A 24,648-nucleotide genomic window follows, 5' to 3' on the forward strand; every position below is an offset into this window, starting at 1 on the left:
TGCACTCTTTAGTGCGTGTTAGTAGTTGGTTGTTCTAAAGCAATTACCGTACCAACTTTAAAAAGCTTAGCTAAAATATTGAATTCATTATCAGAATAACAGTTTTAAGCTGTTTGCTTTGGCTCTATTATACTGAGCTAAAAAGTAAATGCACCATATTCAAGCACGCTTCTTCACATTTAATCTAAAAGATTTTGAGTGTGGATCATAATGGTGCATTTTTAAATATTATGGGTCGATTTACACCCGTTTTTTATAAATTAGAGCACTTTTTAAGCTGTTATTTTCGCCTTGATTTGACTTCCACACCTCATATCACAGCGAGCGATATACCTTAAATCAAATATAAGCAGCGTAATCAACTGTTTTTATTTGATTTTTAAAAAACAAAAAACCTCTCCTTTCAAACTAAATATAAAGCCGACATCTCAGATGTGAGCAAGCAAAAAAATATGCTCTGTTTTGGTGACATTAGGGGAGTTTTTGGCTCACAACATCAGAAGATATTCTTTTTATATTCATTGAATATGCATGCTTCATGACATTTATACATAGTCCACGAGGCTTCTCGTTAGGATTTGAATCTGAGATATTCATAAACTCTATATCAGTTAGTAACAAAACCCATTGTAATTTTTAGACCCACAAAAAAATGTCGCGCCCTAGCTGTGTATTTTTTGCTATGATAATTTCGGTTTTGTGCCTCCATTCAAGTCATTGAATGAGAAAAATAATTTACTTATAGCTTTATAATGTAAACGCACGAATACCATAGGACTCTTCAAGCACATTTATTTGCATAAATTTCAATAGGTTAAGCTCATGCTTTTAATGATCGACAACTATGACTCTTTTACCTACAACATCGTCCAGTATTTTGGCGAGTTAAATCAAGAAGTAAAAGTAGTACGTAATGATGCCGTGACATTGGAAGATATTGAGCGATGGCAACCTAAGTATCTTGTGATTGGCCCTGGTCCATGCTCACCTTCGGAAGCAGGAATTTCCATTCCTGCCATTCAGCATTTTGCTGGAAAAATTCCATTATTAGGGGTGTGCTTAGGACATCAGGCCATTGGTCAAGCATTTGGTGGCGAAATCATTCGTGCCAAAAAAGTGATGCATGGGCGTCTGTCTGACATGCACCACTCGAATAAAGGCATTTTTAGCAACCTCCCTTCCCCGTTTTCAGCAACGCGTTATCACTCACTGGTGATTGATCAAGAAAGCTTGCCTGAATGCTTAGAAGTGACCTGCTGGACCAATGAAGCAGATGGCTCAATTGAAGAAATCATGGGTGTAAAGCATAAGACGCTTGCCGTTGAAGGCGTGCAATTTCACCCTGAATCAATCTTGAGTCAGCATGGCCATCAAATCTTTAAGAACTTTTTAGAAATTTACGCATAAATGAGTGCAGTGAAAAATGAATATGCAACAAGCTTTAAATAACATCACTAAAAATATTGAATTGACGCAACCGCAAATGGAAGACGTCATGCGCACCATCATGAATGGTGAAGCAACAGATGCCCAAATTGGTGCACTGATGATGGGTCTACGCTTAAAAGGCGAAAGTATTGATGAAATTACCGCAGCGGCTCGTGTCATGCGCGAGTTTGCCATCAAAATTGATGTCAGTGATGTTCCTTATTTAGTCGACATCGTCGGTACAGGTGGTGACGGTCAGAACTTATTTAACGTCTCGACTGCGTCTGCTTTTGTGATTGCTGCGGCAGGTGCAACCATTGCTAAACATGGTAACCGTGGTGTTTCAACCAAATCGGGTTCATCGGACCTGTTAGAACAAGCAGGCATCCAACTTGACTTAAACATGCAACAAACTGAACGTTGTATTCGTGAAATGGGTGTAGGTTTCTTGTTTGCCCCGAATCATCACAAAGCGATGAAGTATGCGGTTGGCCCACGTCGTGAATTAGGCATTCGAAGTATTTTCAATTTACTTGGCCCGCTTACGAATCCGGCTGGAGTAAAACGTCTAGTGATTGGGGTGTTTTCGACTGAATTGTGCCGTCCTATTGCAGAAGTGATGAAACAACTGGGCGCAGAACATGTCATGGTGGTTCATTCGAAAGATGGTTTAGATGAAATTAGCCTTGCATCAAGTACCTATGTGGCTGAACTCAAAAATGGTGAAGTCACCGAATGGGAGATTCAACCTGAAGATGTTGGGATTGAGTCGCAAACTTTAACTGGTTTAATCATTCAAGATTCTGCTGAAAGTTTAAGCCTAATTAAAGATGCCTTAGGCAAAAATAAATCCGATAAAGGCGAAAAAGCAGCCAACATGATTGCTTTAAATGCAGGTGCTGGTTTGTATGTCTCTGGACTTTGTACTAGCTATAAACAAGGCGTGGCTTTAGCACATGACATCATCTACGGCGGACAAGCCTTAGAAAAGATGAGCATCCTTGCTGAATTCAGCAAAACCCTTAAACAATACGACGCTTGATAGACAGGATTTTGTCATGGTAGATATCGCAAATACGATTTTAGGCAAAATTGTGGATCGCAAGCAGGAAGAGTTTGCTGCACGCCTCAAACAACGTAGCTATAAAGATGTTGAAGAATGGGCATTTGAGGCAACTCCTGTGCGTGGTTTTGCAAAGTCTTTACTGAGCAAACAACCGGGTGTGATCGCTGAAATTAAGAAAGCATCACCATCTAAAGGCATCATTCGTGAAAACTTTGATCCTGCTGAAATCGCGCAGCAATACGAAGCCGCAGGTGCAGCATGTTTATCGGTTTTAACCGATGTCGATTTTTTCCAAGGTGCCGATGAGAATATTCAAATTGCACGTTCTCACTGTGCCCTGCCTGCATTACGTAAAGACTTTCTGATTGACCCTTATGGGGTGATTGAAGCACGTGCTTTACATGCGGACTGTATTCTTCTGATTGTGGCATGCTTGTCCGATCAGCAACTCGAAGAAATGTCGAAAACGGCTTTTGAGCAGAATTTAGATGTCTTGGTTGAAGTACACGATGAAGCAGAACTTGAACGTGCTTTACGTCTATCTGAGCGTTGCGTATTGGGTGTCAATAACCGCAATTTAAAAACCTTTGATGTGGACTTAAACACCTCGATTCGACTGAAAAAACTGCTTGAACCATCTCGTCTACTGGTGACTGAAAGCGGCATTGCGACCCCAGCGGATGTTGCCATGATGCAAGAGCATGACATTCATGCTTTCTTGGTCGGTGAAAGTTTTATGAAACAGCCACGTCCAGACCACGCCTTTACTGAGCTGTTTGGAACACCTAAATCACTTTAATGGCATATTCAGGGTAAGGCATGCCCTTGCCCTGAATACTTTGTGATATGTTCTTTCAAAAAGCCGTTGAAGATCTCGTTAAACAGTAACATATAAAAAATTATTCAATCTTAAATTACTCAATTAAACCCTGCTTCTTGGCTTCATTCACTGCTTCCATTCGAGAGCGGACCTGCAACTTGTTATAGATTTTACGCAGATGCCATTTCACCGTATTGATGGACAAAAAGATCGACTCGGATATTTCAGCATCAGTACAGCCACGGCTTAATTTTTCTAAAATTTGGACTTCACGTTTTGATAAAGCCTCAAGGCCAGAACTTCCGATCAAAGCTTCAGCACTGCTTTCAGCTTGATTGAGCTTTTGAAGTTGCTGAATATATTCTAATAACACAACTGTATGCTTTTGCTTCTGTCGACTTAAATGCTGACTTAGCCCACTTAATATATCCCAAATTAAAGGGTCTTCATCTAGAATCACCCGCACCGCCTGAGTCGGCATGAGGGTTTCAAGCGCTTGTTGTAGCGCCTCAAAAGCCTGTTCATGTTGTTTCAGCTGATACAGGGCCAGTGCAAACAAAATTTGAACACGCGCAAAACGTATCGGATAAATCCTAAAAAATGCTAACTGCTGGCTTAAATATTCTTTGGCTTGCTCGGCTTGCCCCATGAAAATTTGCTGACGCACCAGCATTAAATCATCGCCACGCAGCAAATTCGTAAAATTTAAATATGGCTGAAATGCTGCCTGTTCAGTATCAGCTAATGCAGAAAGCGGGCTTGATTGTTGCACATAGGCTTGTATGGTTTGTGCGAGTCGAGGTAATGACCATTGGCTACTACGGGTATGTGCTTGGTGCAAACACGTTTGTATCGCACTTTGATCTTGATGCAAGGTCGCTAGTCGCATTTGTAAAATATAACCGACTATCACCATATCAGGCATTGCTAGATTACCGCCGCCCTTAAAGTCCATTAATGCAACTTCGACTTGCGACATTTGGTTCATTTCATAATACACGTCTGCTTTAAAGCTGCTCAGAATATTCATAATGGCTGCTTTATTGTCATCATCTAAGCCTAATTTACGATATTCCTCGCTCTGCCCAACTTGTGCAAACTTTTCTGCTGCGAGAGGCAAATCTCCTAGTAAATAATCACATAGAGCATCAATACAATCGACCATTGCCAAACCATATAGGTTATGACCTTGCAAATAGATAATGCGCGTTTGTAGTAATAGCTTTCGTGCTTCACTCATTTGCCCCAAACAAATGTGATGTAAAGCCCCAATCCCAATCAGTAGAGCACGGACAAAATAAACGGTACTTGGCAGTTGTGCTAAGTTTTGTTGCGCTAAGCGATAAGCCACATCTAACTTGTCTTCTAAAACAGCAATGAGAGGGGCTAAACCTAATTGGTCCTCATGTTGTAATAAGGTTTCATGTTGATCCACACTATGCCAGAGCTGTAGATAATGATTGGCTAAGGTCACTTGATGAGTCAGCACTAAGGTCCAAATAATGTCATAGAGCAAATTTGGATTTTGCACCAAAACAGAATCTGGTATTTGTTTGACCAACTCCAAGAAAGTATAGTGTCGGCCTTCTAAAATCAGTTCACGACACACCGAGTTGAGCAAAGACAAAATCAACTGCTGATCTTCTGCTTGTTGGGCGTGATAAATTGCCTCCATCAGATAACGCTGTTGTTTGAACCATTCTGCCGCTTTACTATGCATTTGCTGATATGCATCAGGTTGTAAAAGCTTAAACTTCGATTGCAAAAAGTCTCGAAATAAATGATGCACGCGATACCACGTACGCTGTTCATCTATCGCTTGAATGAACAAGCCTTTTTGGCTAATGGCATCGAGAATCTGCTGTGCAGCAGGATTACCCGTTAAGGCAATGACCAAAGCTGGATTAATTTTTCTTAGTACACTAATTTGCAATAAAAATTGCTGGATTTCAGGGTCTTGTTGTAAAAAAACCTGCTCACTGAGGTAATTCACAATCTGATGATGCGCACCACTTAAGTTTTGAATAAAACCATGAATATCTTGATGTTCTTTCAAATATAAATTAGTGAACTGAATACCTGTAAACCAGCCTTCAGTTTTATCAATCAATTGTTCTGCAAGCTCTGTGCTTAAAACAAGCTGGTCAAAGTTTTGTTGCTGTAAAAACTGAATAAGCGCACTGCTTTCTTGCTGTTTGATACTGAGCTGAGACTCTGTGACCCACTTTAAACGACCTAGTAGATATTCTTTCGCGAAACTCCAGTTGGGTTTGACCCTTGAAGCAATCACCAAATGACAATTTTCAGGCAAGGACTGGTACAACCACCAAAAGATATTCAAACATTCTGGGTTTGTTAATGCTTCAAACTCATCGATAAATAAAACTGTGTCAGCATCCTCTTCTGCAACTTTTTGTGTCAGCTCAATGATGTATTGTTTATGGATCTGTCCATAAGAGATCGAATGCGGTGGTTCTAAATCCAAAAGCGCCAAACGCAAGTATTGATAGAGTCGAATTGGATCATTGTCATCATCATCCAAAGTTAACCAACAGACTTTCTTTCCCTTTGCTAAAAGAGACTCTGAAAGTTGATGCATCAGCGTGGTTTTTCCATAACCTGCCGCAGCGTGAATAAAAACCAAAGAAGACTGACAATAGTCCACGATCTGACTTAACAGTTGGGGACGTTGCATTGCCCTGCCATTCAGCATGCTCGGACGACTGAGTTTAGTCTTCAACACTTGCATGTATATTCATCCAATCTTTTTATTCAATTACATCTGCAACATTCATTTCCCTGAATTTTGCATTTGGCAAAACATCATCCTCTACGAATCATGTTATGCCATTCATCAGTCTAAAACACTTATAAATTAGTAGGGGCACAGCAGTTAAGCAAGATGAAATAGCATCAAAAATCATTCCAATCCCTATTTTAAACTGTTCATTCGCGCATTTATCAAACAATGTGAATTCCATTCTTTCGAGTGGTTTGCATTTTCTGAAACATTGTTATGCTCAGGCTTAAGTAAATCTTAGATATTGATATCTCATATCATATTCTGATTCCAAGACATACAAGGAGTTTGTCATGAGCATCGCACAATCAGTTAAACATCAGGATCGACTATTAACAATTAACATCAAAAATGGCGAAATCAAAAATGCACTACCAGGTGTGCATGTCACACCTTGCTTTTTAGACCCCGATAATGGCGTCTGGGTTATTCATGCCCGTTTTGAACCGGGTACCATCCTTCCACGTCACTTCCATACCGGTGTTGTCCATTTCTATACAACAGCAGGTTCATGGCATTATGTCGAATATCCTGAAGATGTTCAAACGGCTGGCAGCTATTTATTTGAACCAGCAGGTTCGATCCATACTTTAGCAACCCCAGAAGGTGCTGAAGGCTTTATGGTCATTAATGGTGCGAACGTCAACTTAAATGATGATGATTCACTGATGTTTATTATGGATGCCGGTTGGATCGAGCGCACTCTTCACGTCGTGGCTGAACATACAGGGCAAAAAATGCCGCGTTATATTAAACCGGGCTCGGATGTTGTATTTAGCGACAAATAAATTCCAAAAGGCTTTTGGCCTCGGCTAATAGCCTTTTTTATTAGAAAAATAGCCACCAAGGATGAATGAAATGTTTGGCAAAATGATGCACCAATCTTTATTGATTAGTAATTTAATCGAACATGCGGCAAAGTACCACGCAGATACTTCTATTTTTTCACGTGAAGTAAATGGTCAAATGACCACCACCAATTGGTTACAGGTCCAACAGAATAGCAAACGTTTAGCCAATGCTTTCACGTCATTTAATCTTAATCAAGGTGATCGTCTTGCAACAATCGCGTGGAACAACCACCGTCATTTAGAATCTTGGTATGCTATTTCAGGGAGTGGTTATGTTTGCCACACCATCAACCCTCGCTTATTCCCAGAATAACTGGTGTTCATTATTAACGATGCACAAGATAAAGCCATTTTCTTTGATTCGACTTTCCTACCGTTAATTGTCGCAATCCAAGGCAAAGTACCAACCGTTGAAAAATTTATCTGTTACGGTGCACATGATGAAAAAATCTTAGCTGCACTTCCAGATGTTATTTTCTATGATGATTTGATTCAAAACCAATCTGCTGAATTTAGCTGACCGCAATTCGGTGAAGAAACCCCAAGTTCTTTATGTTATACCTCAGGTACGACTGGCAATCCGAAAGGCGTACTGTATAGCCACCGCTCTACCCTACTACACACTATGGCGATTAGCTTGCCAGACGCATTGAACCTGTCGGCAAATGATGTGGTCATGCCTGTTGTTCCAATGTTCCATGTCAATGCATGGGGTGTGCCATATGCAGCAGCCATGGTGGGTACAAGTATCGTTTTACCAGGCCCCAATCTAGATGGTGACAGCCTTGTTAATCTGATTGACAACTATAAAGTTACTGTGGCTTTAGGTGTTCCCACCATCTGGCAAGGCTTACTTGCAGCTGCGAAAAACGTGGGACAACTTTAGAAAGTATGAACCGTAATGTCGTGGGTGGCGCTGCATGCCCACCATCGATTATTCGTGATTTCAAAAACAACTATGCTTGCGACACCATTCATGCATGGGGAATGTCTGAAACCAGCCCACTGGGAACAGCGAACCAACCGAAAGCAAAACATGCCACGTTGAGTGCTGAAGAGTTTGAAAAGTTACGCTTAACCCAAGGTCGTCCACCTTTTGGTGTTGAATTACGTATCGTTGATGAAAGCACCAATCAAGTCTTAGCTAATGATGGTCATACTCAAGGGAATTTACAAATTCGTGGCCCTTGGATTGTCGATCATTATTTCAACCAAGAGCAAAGTGCTACCACAGCAGATGGTTGGTTCGACACGGGTGATATCGCGACCCTAGATGCAGACGGTTATATGACCATCTGTGACCGTGCCAAAGATTTGATCAAATCGGGCGGTGAATGGATTTCTTCGGTTGAACTTGAAAATATTGCTGTGGGTCACCCGGAGATTCGTATGGCAGCAGCCATTGCGGCACGTCATCCAAAATGGAATGAGCGCCCAATTTTGATTGCCGTGAAACAAGAGAACTCGACACTGACTGAAGAAGAGGCATTGGCTTACTTTGACAATAAAATTGCCCGCTGGCAGATTCCTGATGTGGTGATTTTTGTTGATGCACTGCCAATCAACGGTACAGGTAAAATTGTGAAAGCGGAACTGCGTAAACAATTTGGTCATGTTTTACTTCAAGCCGAAGTCGTTTAAGACTCATTCGAAACATTCAAAAGGATATTGATGTGAAGAAGAATTTGAAAACAGCTTGGGTGACAGGCGGCAGTAGCGGTATCGGTCTTGAGTTGACTAAACGTTTACTCAAAGACAACTTCCAAGTGTGTATCTTTGTCCATGCTGGGATTGAACAAGCGGTTGCTGATTTGCAAAAGCGTTCTCCTGCTGTCTGTGGTTTTGAAGTCGATGTACAAAATGAAAGTACAATGGAGGCAAAATTTGCTGAAGCGACTGCTCAATTTGGTGCACCAGATTTATTGATTAATTCCGCAGGAATCAGCATTGCTAAGAATTTCGATGAAATGACTTCTCAAGAATTCGAAAGACAAATCAATATTAATCTTATCGGTAGCCGTAATGTCGCCCATGCTGCCTTACCGCATCTCAAGCAAGCTGTTCAACAGGGTAAACATCCGAAACTGGTGTTTATTGCCTCTGCTGCGGGCTTGGTGGGTTGTTATGGTTATACAGGTTACTGCTCATCTAAATTTGGTGTCGTCGGTTTGGCTGAAGTACTGCGTATGGAACTTCGTAGTCAAAAAATTGATGTTGCTGTGGTTTGCCCACCCGAAGTGGACACACCGCTTGTGACGGAAGAACGTAAACACGGTTCGCCAGTCACAGCAGCATTAAAGCAATTGGGTGGCAGTATGCCTGTGGAGAAAGCCTGCCAAGAAATTTACAACGGCATTTTTTCTTCTCAATTTATGATCATTCCAAGTGCTCAAGCACGTATTCTTGCGAAAATTTCGCGGGTCTTGCCTGACCTTTATCGTAACCAAATCGATAAAAAACTGGATAAAATCATCCGTACTTTACGCGCAAGTTAAGTCACGACTGACTTAGCACGCCAAACCTGAACCCGAGTGGATCATTTGTCTATCTAGGTAGCATGGTTACTCGGGTTCAATCATTTTAGGTTCTTCCACGGCAGTCGCTCTCTTGAGCACTCCACAAAATACTATCAGTCATTTGCTATTCAATTTTTTGCCATTCTCTATAAATGCAATTCAGTTCAAATATAGGAAAAATCAGACTATAATTATCGCCTAATTCCTTATTTTGCGTATTTTTCTGACCCTATGAGCAAACATGATTCATCGCTTTCTAAAGAACAGTTTAATTTACTGAAAGACTTTAAAAAGCAAATCACTAATCCGCATTCGACTGCGATTAAACAGTCTGAGGCCCAAGCTCAAGTTGCTCCGCCCGAGCCAGAAGATGATTTCGCGTTGTTTCAAAAACAAATGCAAGGTGTCCAAAAAATGGAGACCGCGAACATTGCCAAAATAGAAAAAAATCCAAAGAAAAAAATCGATGCACAAACTTTAGCAAAACGTGCAGCGGCTGAAGGCCCAATGCATACCGATGCAACTGAGCTGTCTGATACTCAAGCCATGCTCAATCCTGTCGCGAGCCAAGCCGCGCTCAGTTATCGCATTGCTACGCTGCAACACAAAGTATTTGAAGATTTAAAAGCGGGTAACATTCGTTGGTTTGAAGCAGTCGACTTGCATGGTTGCACCGTTGAAGAAGCCCGTGTCGCAGTTTTACAAGTCATTCAAATGGCCAAAGATGAAAATCAAAATGTCATTAAAATTGTACACGGCAAAGGTCCAGAAGCCATTTTAAAAACATATGTGAATGGTTGGCTGCGTCAACACCGCGATGTATTGGCTTTTGTGAGTGCACCAGAGAAACAAGGTGGCACAGGTGCAGTTTTAGTGTTGCTAAAACGTGCTGAAAAGAACCCAAAGTTTAAACAGTAATCGGATTTTTGTCCAAAATAAGGCATTGGAATAGTTTTCTGCTACAATGCCGTCCTTGTTCAATATCAGTGTAAGTGAACACGTCTTATGTCTATGCAGCAATCCTACGCTAACATCTTAACTGCCGTTGGTGAAGACCTAACCCGTCCAGGTCTCCTCGATACGCCTATGCGTGCTGCTAAAGCTTTTTCGTATTTAACGTCTGGTTATAGCAAAAGCTTAGAAGAAGTGACCAATAATGCGGTGTTCCCATCGGACAACCGTGAAATGGTGCTGGTTAAAAATATCGAATTTTATTCACTCTGTGAACACCATTTATTGCCTTTTTATGGTCGCGTACATATTGCGTATTTACCTGAAGGCAATGTCCTTGGACTCTCTAAATTTGCACGCATCACCGAAATGTTTGCACGTCGTCTACAGATTCAAGAAAATCTGACGCAGCAGATTGCAGAAGCGGTTGCAGAAGTGACAGGCGCACGTGGCGTGGCGGTTATGATTGATTCTGCACATATGTGTATGATGATGCGCGGCGTCGGCAAGCAAGAATCGACTACACGTACCGTTTCCTTTATTGGTGACTTTAAAACCAATAAAGAAGAGCGTCGTGAGTTTTTAAGTGCAGTCCCTGAAAGCTATTAATTGAAACATAAAGCCTCAACCTCTGTTGGGGCTTTTTTTATGCATATATCATTGAACGATTCATTTTTTGTTTAGAGGAATACGCAATGTCAGCAATTTGGTTAGCAGGTCATGGTTTGACCCAAGGCGAACAGAGTATTGATTTTCCACGTTCAGACCGTTTAGTTCAAGGTAACCCACAGCGCTTGACCTATAATCTGTACGAGCATCCACACATGGGCTGCGGGATTTGGCACTGTGAAGTTGGCTCATGGAATATTCAATTTGCTGACAACAAACAAGAATTCTTTCAAGTGATGGAAGGCTGCATCCGTATTCATGATGCCCACACTCAAAACTTCATTGAAGTCAAAGCAGGTCAGGCAGGAATTATTCCACCGAGTTTTATCGGCACATTTGAAGTGATTGAAGCTGTAAAAAAATACTATGTGATTGTTGAGGTATAAGCACCTCAACAACCGATTTGAAACGTCTTAGAACAGTTCGTGTTTAAGTCTGAGATTTAAACACTCAGGACTTTTTCAGTCACATGAATACAGTTACGCCCTTTATTTTTGGCTGCATAGAGTGCCGAATCGGCAGTGTCTAAAAAGCGTTGATAGTCAGGATGACCATTATAAACCGTACAGCCAATACTGACGGTAAAACTAAAACTTTGCCCATGAGCGGTACGAATTGGGGTTTCTTGTATCCGCATGCGAATCGTTTCAGCGATTTGTAAAGCACGCGTGAGATCACTGTCGACCAACAGCAATAAGAACTCTTCTCCACCGACACGGAAGGCATAGTCACTACCCTTCGCTACATCTAACAAGACTTCAGCAATAAAACGCAGTGCCAAGTCCCCTGCGGTATGCCCATATTTATCGTTGATACGTTTGAAATAATCTGCGTCGATTGCCAATAGGCTCAGCGCTGCATCATTTTTACGGGCAAAATTAATTTCACGCGACACAATCGTACTTAAATAACGACGGTTTAACAGCTGAGTCAGTGAGTCATTGCCTGAGTCTATATATTCGGTCACTTGAAACAGTTGATCGACCAAATGCTGAATCTGTCGGTTCACGTCACGAATTTCTTGAATGCGTTCTACCTTCTGAGCCTGATCTTGACAGTCGAGCACGTCAAAATTGAGGGTATCGACCTGTTGAATCAGCCTGATAATGGTCTCCACCTGCTCTGCACCCGTAAACGCATACGCAGCTTTATGCACAAACCATAGACCAAATTCCGACTTAGACAAAGCAATGTGTTGTAACTGCGGATGCTCGGAGAAGACTTTGAACATCAACTCATTTTCCCAGTCAAGCAAAATACTGCGCTGCTTATCTTTTTGTATCGCGACATCTTGCATTGCAGAAAATAAACGATAGCTATGCTTAACTTCATGGCTCCGCTCAGTATTAGCTTCATAGGATCTGCACATAATTTCTGTCGCAAAACCCATAATTTGCAGCATATAACTCAGCATGTGGTGGTTATTTTCTAGCGGAAGTTCAGCCAAGAGTTCCAAGATCTTGTTTTCAATCTCGCGAATACCGCGCATGATCAACCAAGAAGGAATACCCACCCGCGCATGTACCTGCCCAACTTTTTGTTGTTTTTCAACTGCTGCGTAATAAGCTTCATTCACAGCCACGTCGAAACTTTCAATGAGCCATTGGTTTAAACTGTTTTTTAAACGTTGTTGAATGATGTCATCTTTAAAAAAATCTGCAGCCTCAGGCTCCAAGACAATATTGCTATAAAATTCATTAACCAATACAGACGAATGCTGCTGAATAAAATTTTGCGCTTTAACGTGATCATTCACTGAATAATGTTGGCAAATTTTCCCCCATTGCTCGGCCAATTTAGCCATGCATTCATCATTCATAAAACTTACCTATTTATATATTTTTGAGACTTACTAGACATTTATGTGATTAATATAACAAATTTCAATACTTATTTTCACCATCAGCTTTCATTTTCAGCGCTTTATAAAAAGTAAGGCTCACGTTTGGTTGTTTTAACGGCAATGACTTTCATAAAAAAAGCCCCATTATTGGAGCTTTGAAAAGAGGATCGAACTAAAAGAAATGGATATAACTCAAACCCGTCTGATCCCAATCTTTGCCTTTTTGCTGTTGATACTGCCAATGAAGCCTCAACGCATTTTGCTGATTGAATAAATATTGCAACTGTGTATTCAGTCTGACTTGCCATTGATGGCTATCTTCCCAATATGGCAGCTCGACCTGTACCAAACTATTGATATGTTCGCTCCAGATGTTCTGGCAGCCTACCGTTGGCCCAAGTCCCACGCGCCAACCTCGGTCTAAAGCTTTACCTGCTTGAACATGATTTTGCAATTGTGCATAGCATAAATGTTGACGCTCTTGATCTGCCACACTATAGCCAAACTGACTGGATAGATTGAATACACCGTGTTGATCCTGTTCACTAAATGCACCATCTCGATCTAGTAGTGCCTCTTGTTGCCAACCCATGTTAAAACCCCAGCTTAATGGTGTTTTAAAGGCAGTCAGTGGACTGTAGGCATTGACCTCTAGCACATTTAGTTCTTGCAGTTTTAGTCGATCATCGCGATATTCGAGGCTACCATCTAGAAACTTAAGCTGTGTACCCAAACGAAAGCCGCCTTGTGGGTCAATCAAGTCATGATAGGCCTGACGATGGCTCAGTCGGAAATAAGTGTCACCTTGTATCTCACCTGCTTCAAGCTGAACGGTTCGCGCATGGTGGCCTTTTACTGGATCTACTTTTGGCGCTTCGACCACTTGACGTTGCTTTTCCAAGTCAATCTGACTCCGCAAACCCAGCAGTTGTCGAATACGCGGTTGGGCGTCTTCTGCCGCAATCTTTTGTGCAATTAACTGTAAATACACATGGTCATAGGCCATTTCTAAAATACGTGCCTGATCCACCAAGGCATAGCGATTCAAATAATCTTGCATTTGAGCAGGTTCAAGTTGCGCAACCTGATGCGCAGCCGCTGCCAAGGCTTGTCCGTGTTGTTTGGCTTGTGCCAACAACTGAGTTTCTAAAGCTGGACGGTAAACACTTTCTGCAATTAGATGGTTTTCATCGACCGCCTTAATAGTCTCAACAGGAATCGCAGCGGTTTTAAATTGTTTTTGTAGGTTGACCTCTGGCCGTACCAAATCAATTAAACCCAGTAAACGATAGGCACAGTTATCACTGATAAAATAGTAAGGAAATTGCACATGCTTGAGTTCCCAAATATGCTCAACCATGGTTTTGGTTTCTTCTGGCGTCAGGGCTAACTCATACTCCCACAAATCGCGGCTTTCCAAATCACCATATTCTTTCACTTTTCGATAGTACGGCATGAGTGAGTACTCACCTGGGTACTGCCCGGTTAAGCCCTTCCATGCAAAAGAAAAGCTGTCGCTATTGGCCACTGTCGCTGCATAATTCACGGCATAAGAGACTAAGTTCAGCTGTTTTTGGTCTTTAGGATCGAGCCTTAACAGGGTATGCCCAAACATCGAACTGGGATTGCCCATAAAGTCCGTGGCGTAAATTAAAGTCGCCTTATACGGCTTAATTTGCCCAAGCCACTCATCCAGCTCAGGACATGAGGCTTTAGGCAGTTGGTTTGATGCAATATTCAGTTGTCCTATGAGCCACTTTGAACGTGCCGGAAAGCGACACTGAATCGATTGATTGGCTTCGGCTGGAGTAAAAAGTGCTGCAATATTGGCATCAAGCTCTTGTTTGAGCTGAGTTTGTCCGTGTTCGCTATAAAAAAAAGGACGGTAAGTGACTTCACTTTGTCCTGAAACATTGACATACATCAAACGTTGCCAAGTCACATTTGATGCTAGCTCCAGTTGCTGTGCTTTTTCAATATAAAACTCTGCTGAGCTAGGTGCTTGAGCAAAGATGCTGGTGCTGAATAGCACACTAAAGAGGAGGACAACAGATTTCATGCAGTGTTAGCTATTCTTCTTTTTTAGATATGAAAAACCCTGCCTGAATGGCAGGGTTTTATGGTGCAATTAAACGTATGCTTTTAATACGCTATCCGTTGCCATCACTGCTTGTAAAGATGCTAATACTTGAAGCGCATCTTGGTTTTCAGCTGAATAAATTTTTGCGAAGTTTTGTTTAGACACTTCAAAGAAACGTGCTTTATCTTCAGACTGGATGTTCAGTAATTCAGCCAGTACATTTAGACTTTCGCCCTCACCAACTGCCATATCACGCGCCAATGCTTCCGCATTTTCGTTGGTAAATGTTACTGCCTGAGCAGTCACAGTACCTGTACCGCTACAACCTAAAGTACCAAAGGTAATACCGAAAAGTTGGTTAGCAAAAAGACCATTGGTTGTACCCGCTAAAATTTTAGCGACTTTACCAGACTGGCCAGCCCAAATTTGTGAACCAATACCACAACCGACGTCATTATCTGCAAATGTAGCGGTAGAACCAACAGCCAAAACCGCAGCCAATGCTATTTTTTTCAACATAAGGTTTCTCCAGACTCGATTATCTCCGAGTATTTTTATTGTTCCTATTGTGTGTATTTTGATCTACACCCTTGTAAGATAGCGGTAACAAGCGCATAACGCAAAACAATTTATACTAAAGTGAAGTGAATATTTAAAAATGTGCTAGCGGTATAAGGACCAACTGCCACGTAGGTCTCGTTTCCCTAAAATCTTTAACACCAACACCAGACTGAGCAGTAGCAATAAATACCAAGAACCCAACTTACCCCAACCGACCATATGCCATGCATCGACTTGACTTGGGTACAGCCAGATTTGGTAAAACGTACTGATATTTTCCGCAATCCAAATAATAAAAGCCAACAGTAAAAGTACGGGTAACATCGGCAGTTGAAAACGGTGCTGCTGTAATTCAAAGCCAATCTTGGTTTTCCAAAACAGCACTATGCTCCACGCAAACAAAAGATAACGAATATCGGGAACAAAAAATTTGGACATAAAGTTGATATAAGACAACACCGCCAATGTCAGCATGGCGGAGAAACGGGGCAAGTGCTGAAAAGAAACATGATAGAGACGCAATGAGCGCGAAAAAAAACTGCCTACAGCCGAATACATAAAACCTGCAAACAACGGCACGGTGAGAATTTTAAACACGGCGGGATGCGGATACTGCCAAGATGCAATTTGCGGATGGGTCAAAAAGATTTCCATCACCATTGCCATCACATGAAATAACGCAATCACTTTGGCTTCGGCCCAAGACTCGAGTTTTAAATACAGCAGACCTACCTGAATCAACACGGCATAAAACAATAGATAGTCATAACGGAAAAAACCGAAATATTCCTGACTTCCCATACTGGCTGTGAACGCAAAAGCCAATAGCAGTAATATCCCAAATAAGGCAGCCGAAGCTGCCTTAGATGAGAACTCAAAACATGATTTTAAAATCGTGATCACGCATGAACCCTAATTGAATTGAAGCTGTGAAACTTAGAGATATTTGGCACTGTATTCATGCACAGTATCAATAAAGGCTTTCGGGTTTTCAGGGTCAACCCACTGGGTAATACCGTGACCTAAGTTTGCAACATAACCCGTTTTCTCACCGCCTGCATAAGCGTCATCTAACATGGCTTTGGTGGCTTTCACAATGGTCTCATGCGAACCATATAATGTTGCAGGGTCTAAGTTGCCTTGCAGTGCCGCACGGCCAGCCACCGTTTGGCGAGCCACATTTAATGGCGTAGTCCAATCTAGACCAAAAGCATCCGCCCCTGTTGCCACCATTGGCTCTAGCCACTGACCGCCACCTTTGGTGAATAAAATCACAGGCACTTTACGTCCTTCATTTTCACGCTTTAAACCTGCAACAATTTTTTGCATGTATTTTAAAGAAAATTCTAAATATTCACGGTGTGCCAATGCCCCGCCCCAGCTGTCAAAAATCTGTACGGCTTGAGCACCTGCATCAATTTGCGCATTTAGATAATCAATCACCGCATCAGCCAAACGATCGAGCAGCGCATGTAAAACTTCAGGTTGCGCATACATCATTTGTTTGGTGAAACGGAAATCTTTGCTCGAACCACCTTCAACCATATAAGTTGCTAGCGTCCAAGGACTGCCTGAAAAGCCAATTAAAGGCACTTTTCCACCTAAGGCTGAACGAATCGTCTTGACTGCATTCATCACATAGTCGAGATCAGATGCAGCATTAAACTTAGGTAAATTCGCCACATCTTGTTCAGTACGAACCGTTTTATGAAATTTAGGCCCTTCCCCAGCTTCAAAATAAAGCCCTAAACCCAAAGCATCGGGTACAGTTAAAATATCTGAAAATAAAATGGCTGCGTCGAGCTCATAACGACGTAAAGGCTGTAAAGTTACTTCACACGCAAATTCGTTATTTTTACACAACGAAAGGAAATCACCCGCTTGTGCACGGGTTGCACGATATTCAGGTAAATAACGCCCTGCTTGACGCATCATCCAGACGGGTGTGGTATCTACAGGTTCACGTAATAAAGCACGTAGAAAACGATCATTTTTAAGCGTCGTCATTTACTTTCCCATCTCAATTAAATTTGCTCACCATCATAACAAAAAGGTCGAATTTTTAATAACTTCTCATAACACTAAAATTCGATCAGGACAAAGATGCAAACGAATATTTACACAAAACAAATACTGCATCTCCATCTTTTTTCTGTAATACTTGACTAGTTTTTACTTTGTAAATGAATAATTCTTAAGGTTGAATTACATGTTCGTTCGCACAATACTCGCGATGAGTTTAAGTTGCATTCTTGCTGGTACAGCGTTTGCTGCATCTACTACTGAACAACCTTTGACGCCCAAAAAGATCATTGGTACTTCAGTTCAAGATCCTATTGATCCTTTAGCAACAGATGTCGCTTCAGCTTCTACTGCGGTTGCAAATAGCCAAATTACAGCAAAAGAACAAGCAGACTTAAACCAAGCTTCGCAAACTTTAGATCAACTTGAACAATCTGAAGATAAAACAGCTGACGTTGGTGCTGCACCAAGCAAAACCACCACTGCACCGACCACCACGACGACCAATCCTGCTGCAGCAAAAGCATCGTGGACATTAAATGGTTTAAACAGTGCAGAATGGTTTGACAACATTGGTAAAGGCCAATTCCCTGTCTATGCACGTGCTCACGTGATGTTGAATAATGCACATGCGTCTCCGGGTGCAATTGATGGCATGAGCGGTAAAAATACCCTCAAAGCCATTGCCTCGTTCCAGCAAATGAGCGGTTTAAAAGCAACAGGCACCTTAACCAAAGAAACTTGGGATGCCTTACTGGCAAGCCAAGGTTCTAAGCCTGCATTTATTGAATACACCATTACCGAAGCAGACCTAAAAGGTCCTTATGCTGCATCAATTCCACGCGATTATGCACTACAAGCCAAAATGAAAGGTTTGTATTACACCCGTGTGACTGAAATGTTAGGTGAAAAGTTCCATATGGATGAAGACTTCTTGCAGAAGTTAAATCCAAAAGCGACCTTCAAAAAAGCGGGCGAAAAAATTATTGTGGCCAATATCCGCAATGAAGTGCCAGAAGACATTCATTTGATCGTTGCGCACAAAGGTGCAAAACAGCTGTATTTATTTAACAGCCGCAACCAAATGATTGGTTCTTTCCCTGCAACCATTGGTAGCTCGGACACTCCATCGCCAGCGGGTACCTATAAAGTCACTGGTGTTGCACCAAATCCATGGTATAGCTACTCGCCAAGTAACTTTGTACAGGGCAAAAACTTAAAACCACTTTCTCTACCACCGGGTCCAAACGGTCCTGTAGGGAATATCTGGATTGGTTTAAGCAAAAAATCATTTGGTATCCACGGTACGCCAAACCCTTCTGCTATTTCTAAAACAGCATCACACGGTTGTATCCGTTTGACCAACTGGGATGCCAATGATCTTGGCAAAAAAGTGAAGTCAGGTGTAACGGTTAAATTCTTAGAATAATTGGCTTTCTAAGGCATTTACGCTATAAAAGGTGTTCTCTTGAGAGCACCTTTTTTCAATTACAACAATATAAAAATGACGATGAATGCTTTAAAAATAATACTGCCCGTGGCCTGCTTACTATCTTTCTCAACTTATAGCTTTGCCGAATTAGATGAAGAAATAGTGACCAGCGTGGATGCTTCTGCTTATGTGGTGGAATCTGACAATCCATTCGACAGTCTGGATGATCATGAAAAAATCCGTCATCCGCAATACATTCCAGAGCAAGATAGCCTCAGAGATCCACTTTTGAATGCACGCTATTATGTCATCGCAGGCAAATCTCCGATTCACTATTACGTGATTCGAACAGAGCAAAAGCCTAAACTGCTTTATTTAAACCAGCCCCAATCCGCAGTTTTTTCAATAGGCGAGGCTTATGCTGAAAATCGAGAAAAAATCACCCTACAGCCTCAACTCGACAATATAGTCAAAGATCATGAGCTGTTTTCGATTATGCCCGTCGCGAAGCATCTCGCCCTGATTTTTCGTACTCGCTATGCCTATACTCCTACAGAGTTAAAAGCCAGTGCGGCCATGAACTCCATCTATGCCAACAATCACTACCGATACAGCTATGAAATTATTGAAATCGACACGAATGGCAAACAGCTCCACCGCGTGCAATTTGTGGCTCCAGCCATTGAAGATGGGATGAGTTTTGGCCCCAAATGGGATGAGAACTCATCAGATTATAATAATGCAACACTTGAATACAGCACCAAGTCCCCGGGCGACTACCAAACCGTGCATCCTTATAACCTTGAAACCCATTATGAGTACAGACAAGGTACGCTTAAGCACTTTGAACAGAAAACTCTACTCACCGCCAGTGACAAAGTATTCTTGAAGAATCCACCCAACTCGATTAACTATGAAAATTATCTCGATGATCAAGATGTACCGCTCTCCGTTGAAAGCAGTACTTGCCTCGATGACTATTTTGTTTTTAAAGACAAAGCGGCTCCGCTTGGTGTGAAATGGGGCAATGACTGGATGCAACAGCAGCCGAAGTTGCATCAACAATTTTTAGCTGAATATGCTCAAAGCAAAAACTACGTCTGGAAAGATTTCCGTGTGCGGTATTGTGATTTAGACTAAGACTGCAATGTTGCGTTTAATCATTTCAATATTGAAACGCAACATTGCAAATTCACTGTTTTAGCGATAAATATAAAACGCTAAAATTCCTCCATAGATTAAAAATAAGATTGGAGTTCAAAATGGATGCTTTCATTCATCGCAGTCAAGACCGTGGTCATGTCAATATCGGCTGGCTAGAGTCTAAACACAGCTTTTCTTTTGGCAGTTGGTATAACCCTAAATATATGGGCGTGAGTGCCTTACGTGTCATCAATGACGACGTGATCGCGGACCATCAAGGTTTTGGGCAACACCCCCATGACAATATGGAAATCTTGACCTGTGTGATCAAAGGCACCATCACCCATAAAGACAGCATGGGCAACCACGGCGGTATTTCTGCAGGTGAATGGCAACTGATGAGTGCAGGTACGGGTGTACAGCACAGTGAAATGAATCAGGGTGATGAGCCAGTACATTTGCTACAAATTTGGATTACCCCAAATCAAATAGATGCAGCGCCAACCTATCAACAGATTCATCTTGATCCGCATGAGCAACCAAATCAATGGCATGTGATCTGTGGTCCAAATGACAATGCTGCAATGCATATTCGTCAAGATGCCGAAGTCAAAACGGCTGTGATTGAAAAAGATCAAATGCTAGAAGTTAAAGCTACACAGCATATTAATTATGTACATGTGATTTCAGGTTCAATCCAAGTTGCAGAACATACTCTTCATGCAGGTGACGCAATTGCGTTCTTAGAAGCAAGTGACGTTAAAGCCTTGGAAGATGCACAAGTGATTTGGTTTGATTTGCCTGAAGTCAAATAAGTACGTACCCACTCACAATAAAAAGCCAACGTCTCGACGTTGGCTTTTTTAATGTAGAACTCAAGCAATTTTTCTCTTGCCTTAGAAAAAATTTACCGCAAGTAACGCTACAGCCGCAGGTAAGGCTTGGATGTAGATAATTTTCTTACTGGCGGTCAGGCCACCGTAAATACCAGCAACCAAAACGCAGCCTAAAAAGAAATTGGCCAGTGGCAGTGCATAAGTTTCAGGTGCACATAATGCCCAAAATAAACCTGCAGCCAAGAAACCATTCTATAAACCCTGATTTTGTGCCATAACTTTGGTCAGTTGTGCTTTTTCGGGCGTATTGCCAAAGGCTTTTAAGCCATAGGGCTTATCCCATAAAAACATCTCTAAAACTAAAATATACACATGCAACAGTGCAATTAAAGCAATCAAAATTTGTCCCATCATATGCTTTATCCTTATTTTTGATGAATGATGCTAGATCAGCTTCACAGCTGATCTAAGTCGAAAACGGTTAAGGTTTCAAAAGTACTTTACCCTGACGTGCGCCTTGCGTCGCTTTCAGTGCTGCATCTTTAATTTGTGCAAAGCTGAAGATGCCTTCAACAGGCAGCAGTAATTTTTTCTGTGCAGCAAGCGTCAATAACTCTACAATTAACGCCTTTTTGCGTTCAGCAGACAATTGCTTATTCACCACACTCGCCCAAAAGCCTTTGATTGTGGCTTGTTTAAAAATCAGATCTCCCGAAGAAATTTGCATGGTCTCACCCGTCATGCTGCCAAATGAAACCAATAGACTATTTTCACTCAGCAAAGCCAACATTTCACCACTGGCCTGACCACCAATGGAGTCTACACCCGCAATCAGTGGCTGATCTGCATGAATCGCTTTCACTTGTTCTTTCCAATCGGCTTGGTCTGTTGCCACCACATTTTGAATGCCTAAGGCCTGCATTTCAGCTACAGCCTCAGTACGGCGAACCAAATGAATCACCTTTTGACCACGCGCTTTTGCAATCATTGCCACGGTTTTACCCACCGCACCATTGGCAGTGTTCTGAATCAACCACGAATCTGCTGGTAAGTCGATAAAATCTAAAAGCATCAGTGCACTGATCGGCATCCCAATCAACTGCGCTGCCGTTTCATCATCAATCGCATCAGTTAAAGGCACAACGCCATGCGCTGGCGCAATAAAATACTCAGCCCAACTACCATGAATTCCTGCAACCGCTACACGCTGCCCTATCGATACGCCTTGTACCCCCTCACCCAGAGCATCAATTACACCCACAGCTTCACTGCCACCAATTGCAGGCAGTGTTGGCTTATAACCATAACTACCACGCACTGTCCACACGTCATGGTTATGGATTGGCGATAGAATCATTTTAATACGCACTTCACCCGCTTTCGGTTCAGGTTGCAGCATATCCGCAGCTTCCAAGGCGTCAACAGGCTCACCAAAATGGTGATGAATAATACTTTGCATTTGCTATTCCTTTATCGGCTGTAATAGTTGTTGGGTGGTTTCCAAAGCAAGGTAAAGGGGCTGCTTATTTCGGGCCAGTCTTGCCAATAAAGCTGCCCCCAACCACAGTTGATACATGGTTTGTGCCATTTTTTCAGCATCAATATGCACTGGAATTGAACCGTCTTGCTGCCCGGCTTGGATTAGAACCGAAATACGTTCTGTTAACTTACGCACCCCGAAGTTCAAAATCTGACGCATATCTTCAGATAAATCTGAGACTTCTGCTGCCAATTTGACGATTAAACAATTCTCCGCCCATCCCCCATCGCTATGATGTTCAACATCACTTTCAATATGTGATGAGTTATCAATCCATGCTTGCCAAAGTGCCATCAAGCTTGCATAGGCGCTTCGCTGTTCTTGCTGTATCAGCTGATCGATTTTGACTTTATAGTCGGCCAGATACTGCTGGAGTAGCGCACAGCCGAAAGCCTCTTTCGAAGCAAAGTAGTAATAGAATGAACCTTTCGGCACATCACAATTCGGTGGTGTTTCAAAAAGTATACTGATTATATTTTAACCACAATTGAAATCTCATAAAGCATTAAAAATATAGTGAATTTAATTTACTTATTTTCAATTTCTCTATTGACAGAATTAACTAGCATACTTTTTGAAACACCACCCACAATTCTTTAGAATTTCCTGTAAACCCACTCCGACAAAACCTTTATGTAATACCAGTTGAAAACTGCTATTTAAAATGTGTAGTCGTGTTGCTTCACTTTTGTCTGATCGTTTCATATCCACACTATAAATCAATAATAGACCAGTCGTCTACAAATTAATGCATCTACCTTTGATACTTCATCTCGAACCATTGGATTGCATATAAATTTTACTGATTGAATTTCAGATATAAATGATTGAAATAAATGTTACTTTATACCATAACACTAATTTTCAATTCATCTTATGTCTACACCTTCACAACGTTTACAAGCGATTGACGCCCTCAGAGGATTAGTTATTCTGATTATGATGGTCGATCATGTCAGAGAAACTTTTTATCTCCACCAGCAAGTCCCCGACCCGATGCTGATTCCAGGAACCGAAGAATCCCTTTTCTTTAGCCGGATCTTGGCTCACTTATGTGCACCTGTTTTTGTGGTATTAACAGGCTTATCGGCTTATCTTTACCAAGCAAAAAACAACAGCGCTCAAATGACACGTGAATTTTTACTCAAACGCGGTCTATTTCTGATTTTTCTCGAACTGATCATTATCAACTTCGCTTGGACTGGACAGTTCCCGCCCGATGTCATCTATTTACAAGTAATTTGGGCCATTGGTCTGAGTATGGTGGTTTTAGCAGGCTTGATTGGGCTATCGCAAAAATGGCTCTGGGTGATCAGTCTCAGCATTATTTATGGACATAATGCGCTGGATCAAGTGTCATTTTCGCAGATGCCGATCCTGCAAAATCTGTGGTTTATTTTACATGAACGTGGTTGGATCGAATTTGGAGATCTGATTCGTTTTAGAACCTCCTACCCAGTACTGCCTTGGATTGGGGTGATTACCCTTGGCTATTGCATCGGTCATACCATATTTAACAGTACATACGATGTCGCAAAAAGAAATCAAATCTTGTTAGGCTTCGGGCTTGCCAGTATCAGCTTATTTATCGTTTTAAGAATGATCAATCTCTATGGCGACCAAGCATGGTCAGTCATGCCGACCAGCACTGAAACCGTTATGAGTTTTTTGAACTTGACCAAGTATCCGCCATCGCTGCTGTTTATTTTGTGGAATGTCGGGCTAGGCTTAGTTCTGTTAGTGTTACTTCAAAGGGTTGAAAGTAAACCTTGGGTCAAACCCTTGATTATCTTTGGTTCCGTGCCGATGTTTTTCTATATCGTACACTTATATGTGCTGAAAGCCCTCTATCTCATTGCAGTCGCACTGTTTGGCACGACCCATGGCGAATACTTTGGCGTCGATCATGTCTCCACCTTATGGCTCATTTCGATTATTTTAACTGTAGCTCTCTATCCCTTGATGTTGAAATTTTCAGCCTTTAAACATAAAAACAAACACATTCGCATTCTTAAATACCTATAAAGATTTAAGGTGTATAGCCAATTTCACTGAAATAAGATTGATGCTTAGTCCAACTAGGCATCAAA

The 24,648-nt window shown here is 41.7% G+C and carries 19 protein-coding genes and 3 pseudogenes; 13 read left to right on the forward strand and 9 right to left on the reverse strand.

Features of this window, described 5'->3' with window-relative positions; all coding sequences use genetic code 11:
* Positions 1–822: 822 nt before the first annotated feature.
* The 3 genes from AC4CVD_RS12120 to trpC are packed head-to-tail and all read left to right on the forward strand — an operon-like array spanning position 823 to position 3,293.
* A complete protein-coding gene (locus AC4CVD_RS12120) occupies positions 823–1,407 on the forward strand; it encodes an anthranilate synthase component II (RefSeq protein ID WP_005400479.1) in 585 nt (194 codons plus the stop codon).
* A 16-nt stretch (positions 1,408–1,423) separates the two neighbouring features.
* The gene (trpD, locus tag AC4CVD_RS12125; protein ID WP_005400478.1) at positions 1,424–2,470 is read left to right on the forward strand and encodes an anthranilate phosphoribosyltransferase; all 1,047 of its coding nucleotides are present in this window, start codon (positions 1,424–1,426) and stop codon (positions 2,468–2,470) included.
* Between the two features lie 16 nt (positions 2,471–2,486).
* On the forward strand, positions 2,487–3,293 hold the full coding sequence (gene trpC, locus AC4CVD_RS12130; RefSeq protein WP_004695695.1) for an indole-3-glycerol phosphate synthase TrpC: 807 nt from the start codon (positions 2,487–2,489) through the stop codon (positions 3,291–3,293).
* A 115-nt stretch (positions 3,294–3,408) separates the two neighbouring features.
* Here trpC and AC4CVD_RS12135 read toward each other — a convergent pair whose 3' ends face one another.
* Positions 3,409–6,063: a winged helix-turn-helix domain-containing protein gene (locus AC4CVD_RS12135; RefSeq protein WP_490753200.1), complete on the reverse strand. Its 2,655-nt coding sequence runs from the start codon at positions 6,061–6,063 to the stop codon at positions 3,409–3,411.
* A gap of 344 nt (positions 6,064–6,407) precedes the next feature.
* Here AC4CVD_RS12135 and AC4CVD_RS12140 point away from each other — a divergent pair, with 344 nt between their 5' ends.
* The 6 genes and pseudogenes from AC4CVD_RS12140 to AC4CVD_RS12165 all read left to right on the forward strand — a co-directional run bounded on the left by AC4CVD_RS12140 (position 6,408) and on the right by AC4CVD_RS12165 (position 11,487).
* Positions 6,408–6,902 carry a 2,4'-dihydroxyacetophenone dioxygenase family protein gene (locus tag AC4CVD_RS12140; protein WP_419276783.1) on the forward strand — a complete coding sequence of 165 codons (495 nt, stop codon included), beginning with the start codon at positions 6,408–6,410 and terminating at the stop codon, positions 6,900–6,902.
* Positions 6,903–6,972: 70 nt separating this feature from the next.
* A pseudogene (locus AC4CVD_RS12145) lies at positions 6,973–8,606 on the forward strand (long-chain fatty acid--CoA ligase).
* A 32-nt stretch (positions 8,607–8,638) separates the two neighbouring features.
* Positions 8,639–9,460, forward strand: a complete 822-nt coding sequence (locus AC4CVD_RS12150; RefSeq protein ID WP_252715872.1) for an SDR family NAD(P)-dependent oxidoreductase — start codon at positions 8,639–8,641, stop codon at positions 9,458–9,460.
* 252 nt (positions 9,461–9,712) lie between these two features.
* The gene (locus tag AC4CVD_RS12155) at positions 9,713–10,399 is read left to right on the forward strand and encodes a Smr/MutS family protein (RefSeq protein WP_004695682.1); all 687 of its coding nucleotides are present in this window, start codon (positions 9,713–9,715) and stop codon (positions 10,397–10,399) included.
* 93 nt (positions 10,400–10,492) lie between these two features.
* Positions 10,493–11,041 carry a GTP cyclohydrolase I FolE gene (folE, locus tag AC4CVD_RS12160; protein ID WP_171054237.1) on the forward strand — a complete coding sequence of 183 codons (549 nt, stop codon included), beginning with the start codon at positions 10,493–10,495 and terminating at the stop codon, positions 11,039–11,041.
* 86 nt (positions 11,042–11,127) lie between these two features.
* Positions 11,128–11,487: a cupin domain-containing protein gene (locus AC4CVD_RS12165; RefSeq protein ID WP_004695678.1), complete on the forward strand. Its 360-nt coding sequence runs from the start codon at positions 11,128–11,130 to the stop codon at positions 11,485–11,487.
* A gap of 56 nt (positions 11,488–11,543) precedes the next feature.
* Here the strand turns inward: AC4CVD_RS12165 and AC4CVD_RS12170 are convergent, their stop codons facing one another.
* From AC4CVD_RS12170 to hemE, 5 genes are all read right to left on the reverse strand, one after another.
* Entirely contained in the window at positions 11,544–12,920 is a 1,377-nt protein-coding gene (locus tag AC4CVD_RS12170; protein ID WP_279663744.1) for a diguanylate cyclase, read from the reverse strand.
* A gap of 196 nt (positions 12,921–13,116) precedes the next feature.
* The gene (locus tag AC4CVD_RS12175; RefSeq protein ID WP_279663746.1) at positions 13,117–15,003 is read right to left on the reverse strand and encodes an Lnb N-terminal periplasmic domain-containing protein; all 1,887 of its coding nucleotides are present in this window, start codon (positions 15,001–15,003) and stop codon (positions 13,117–13,119) included.
* A gap of 69 nt (positions 15,004–15,072) precedes the next feature.
* Positions 15,073–15,543: a DUF3015 family protein gene (locus AC4CVD_RS12180; protein WP_004695672.1), complete on the reverse strand. Its 471-nt coding sequence runs from the start codon at positions 15,541–15,543 to the stop codon at positions 15,073–15,075.
* Positions 15,544–15,687: 144 nt separating this feature from the next.
* Complete coding sequence (locus tag AC4CVD_RS12185) at positions 15,688–16,485, reverse strand: DUF817 family protein (RefSeq protein WP_279663848.1); 798 nt, start codon at positions 16,483–16,485, stop codon at positions 15,688–15,690.
* A gap of 36 nt (positions 16,486–16,521) precedes the next feature.
* On the reverse strand, positions 16,522–17,592 hold the full coding sequence (hemE, locus tag AC4CVD_RS12190) for a uroporphyrinogen decarboxylase (RefSeq protein WP_490753201.1): 1,071 nt from the start codon (positions 17,590–17,592) through the stop codon (positions 16,522–16,524).
* A 202-nt stretch (positions 17,593–17,794) separates the two neighbouring features.
* Between hemE and AC4CVD_RS12195 the strand changes: the two genes are divergently transcribed.
* The 3 genes from AC4CVD_RS12195 to AC4CVD_RS12205 all read left to right on the forward strand — a co-directional run bounded on the left by AC4CVD_RS12195 (position 17,795) and on the right by AC4CVD_RS12205 (position 20,997).
* A complete protein-coding gene (locus AC4CVD_RS12195) occupies positions 17,795–19,036 on the forward strand; it encodes a L,D-transpeptidase family protein (protein WP_490753202.1) in 1,242 nt (413 codons plus the stop codon).
* Between the two features lie 81 nt (positions 19,037–19,117).
* Positions 19,118–20,179, forward strand: a complete 1,062-nt coding sequence (locus tag AC4CVD_RS12200) for a hypothetical protein (RefSeq protein ID WP_490753203.1) — start codon at positions 19,118–19,120, stop codon at positions 20,177–20,179.
* A gap of 122 nt (positions 20,180–20,301) precedes the next feature.
* Complete coding sequence (locus AC4CVD_RS12205; protein ID WP_490753204.1) at positions 20,302–20,997, forward strand: pirin family protein; 696 nt, start codon at positions 20,302–20,304, stop codon at positions 20,995–20,997.
* An 81-nt stretch (positions 20,998–21,078) separates the two neighbouring features.
* Here AC4CVD_RS12205 and AC4CVD_RS12210 read toward each other — a convergent pair.
* The 3 genes and pseudogenes from AC4CVD_RS12210 to AC4CVD_RS12220 form a co-directional block, all read right to left on the reverse strand.
* A pseudogene (locus AC4CVD_RS12210) lies at positions 21,079–21,432 on the reverse strand (DUF1304 domain-containing protein).
* A 67-nt stretch (positions 21,433–21,499) separates the two neighbouring features.
* Positions 21,500–22,477, reverse strand: coding sequence for a zinc-binding dehydrogenase (locus tag AC4CVD_RS12215; protein WP_490753205.1), 978 nt, complete (start codon positions 22,475–22,477; stop codon positions 21,500–21,502).
* 3 nt (positions 22,478–22,480) lie between these two features.
* Positions 22,481–22,999, reverse strand: a pseudogene (locus AC4CVD_RS12220) (TetR/AcrR family transcriptional regulator); the annotation flags it as partial.
* Positions 23,000–23,434: 435 nt separating this feature from the next.
* On the opposite strand from AC4CVD_RS12220, the gene AC4CVD_RS12225 reads away from it, so the two are divergent.
* Positions 23,435–24,583 (forward strand): acetyltransferase domain-containing protein, encoded by a 1,149-nt coding sequence (locus AC4CVD_RS12225; protein ID WP_490753206.1) that lies wholly within the window; start codon positions 23,435–23,437, stop codon positions 24,581–24,583.
* Positions 24,584–24,648: the final 65 nt, after the last annotated feature.

The organism is Acinetobacter sp. LipI_23, assembly GCF_058243045.1.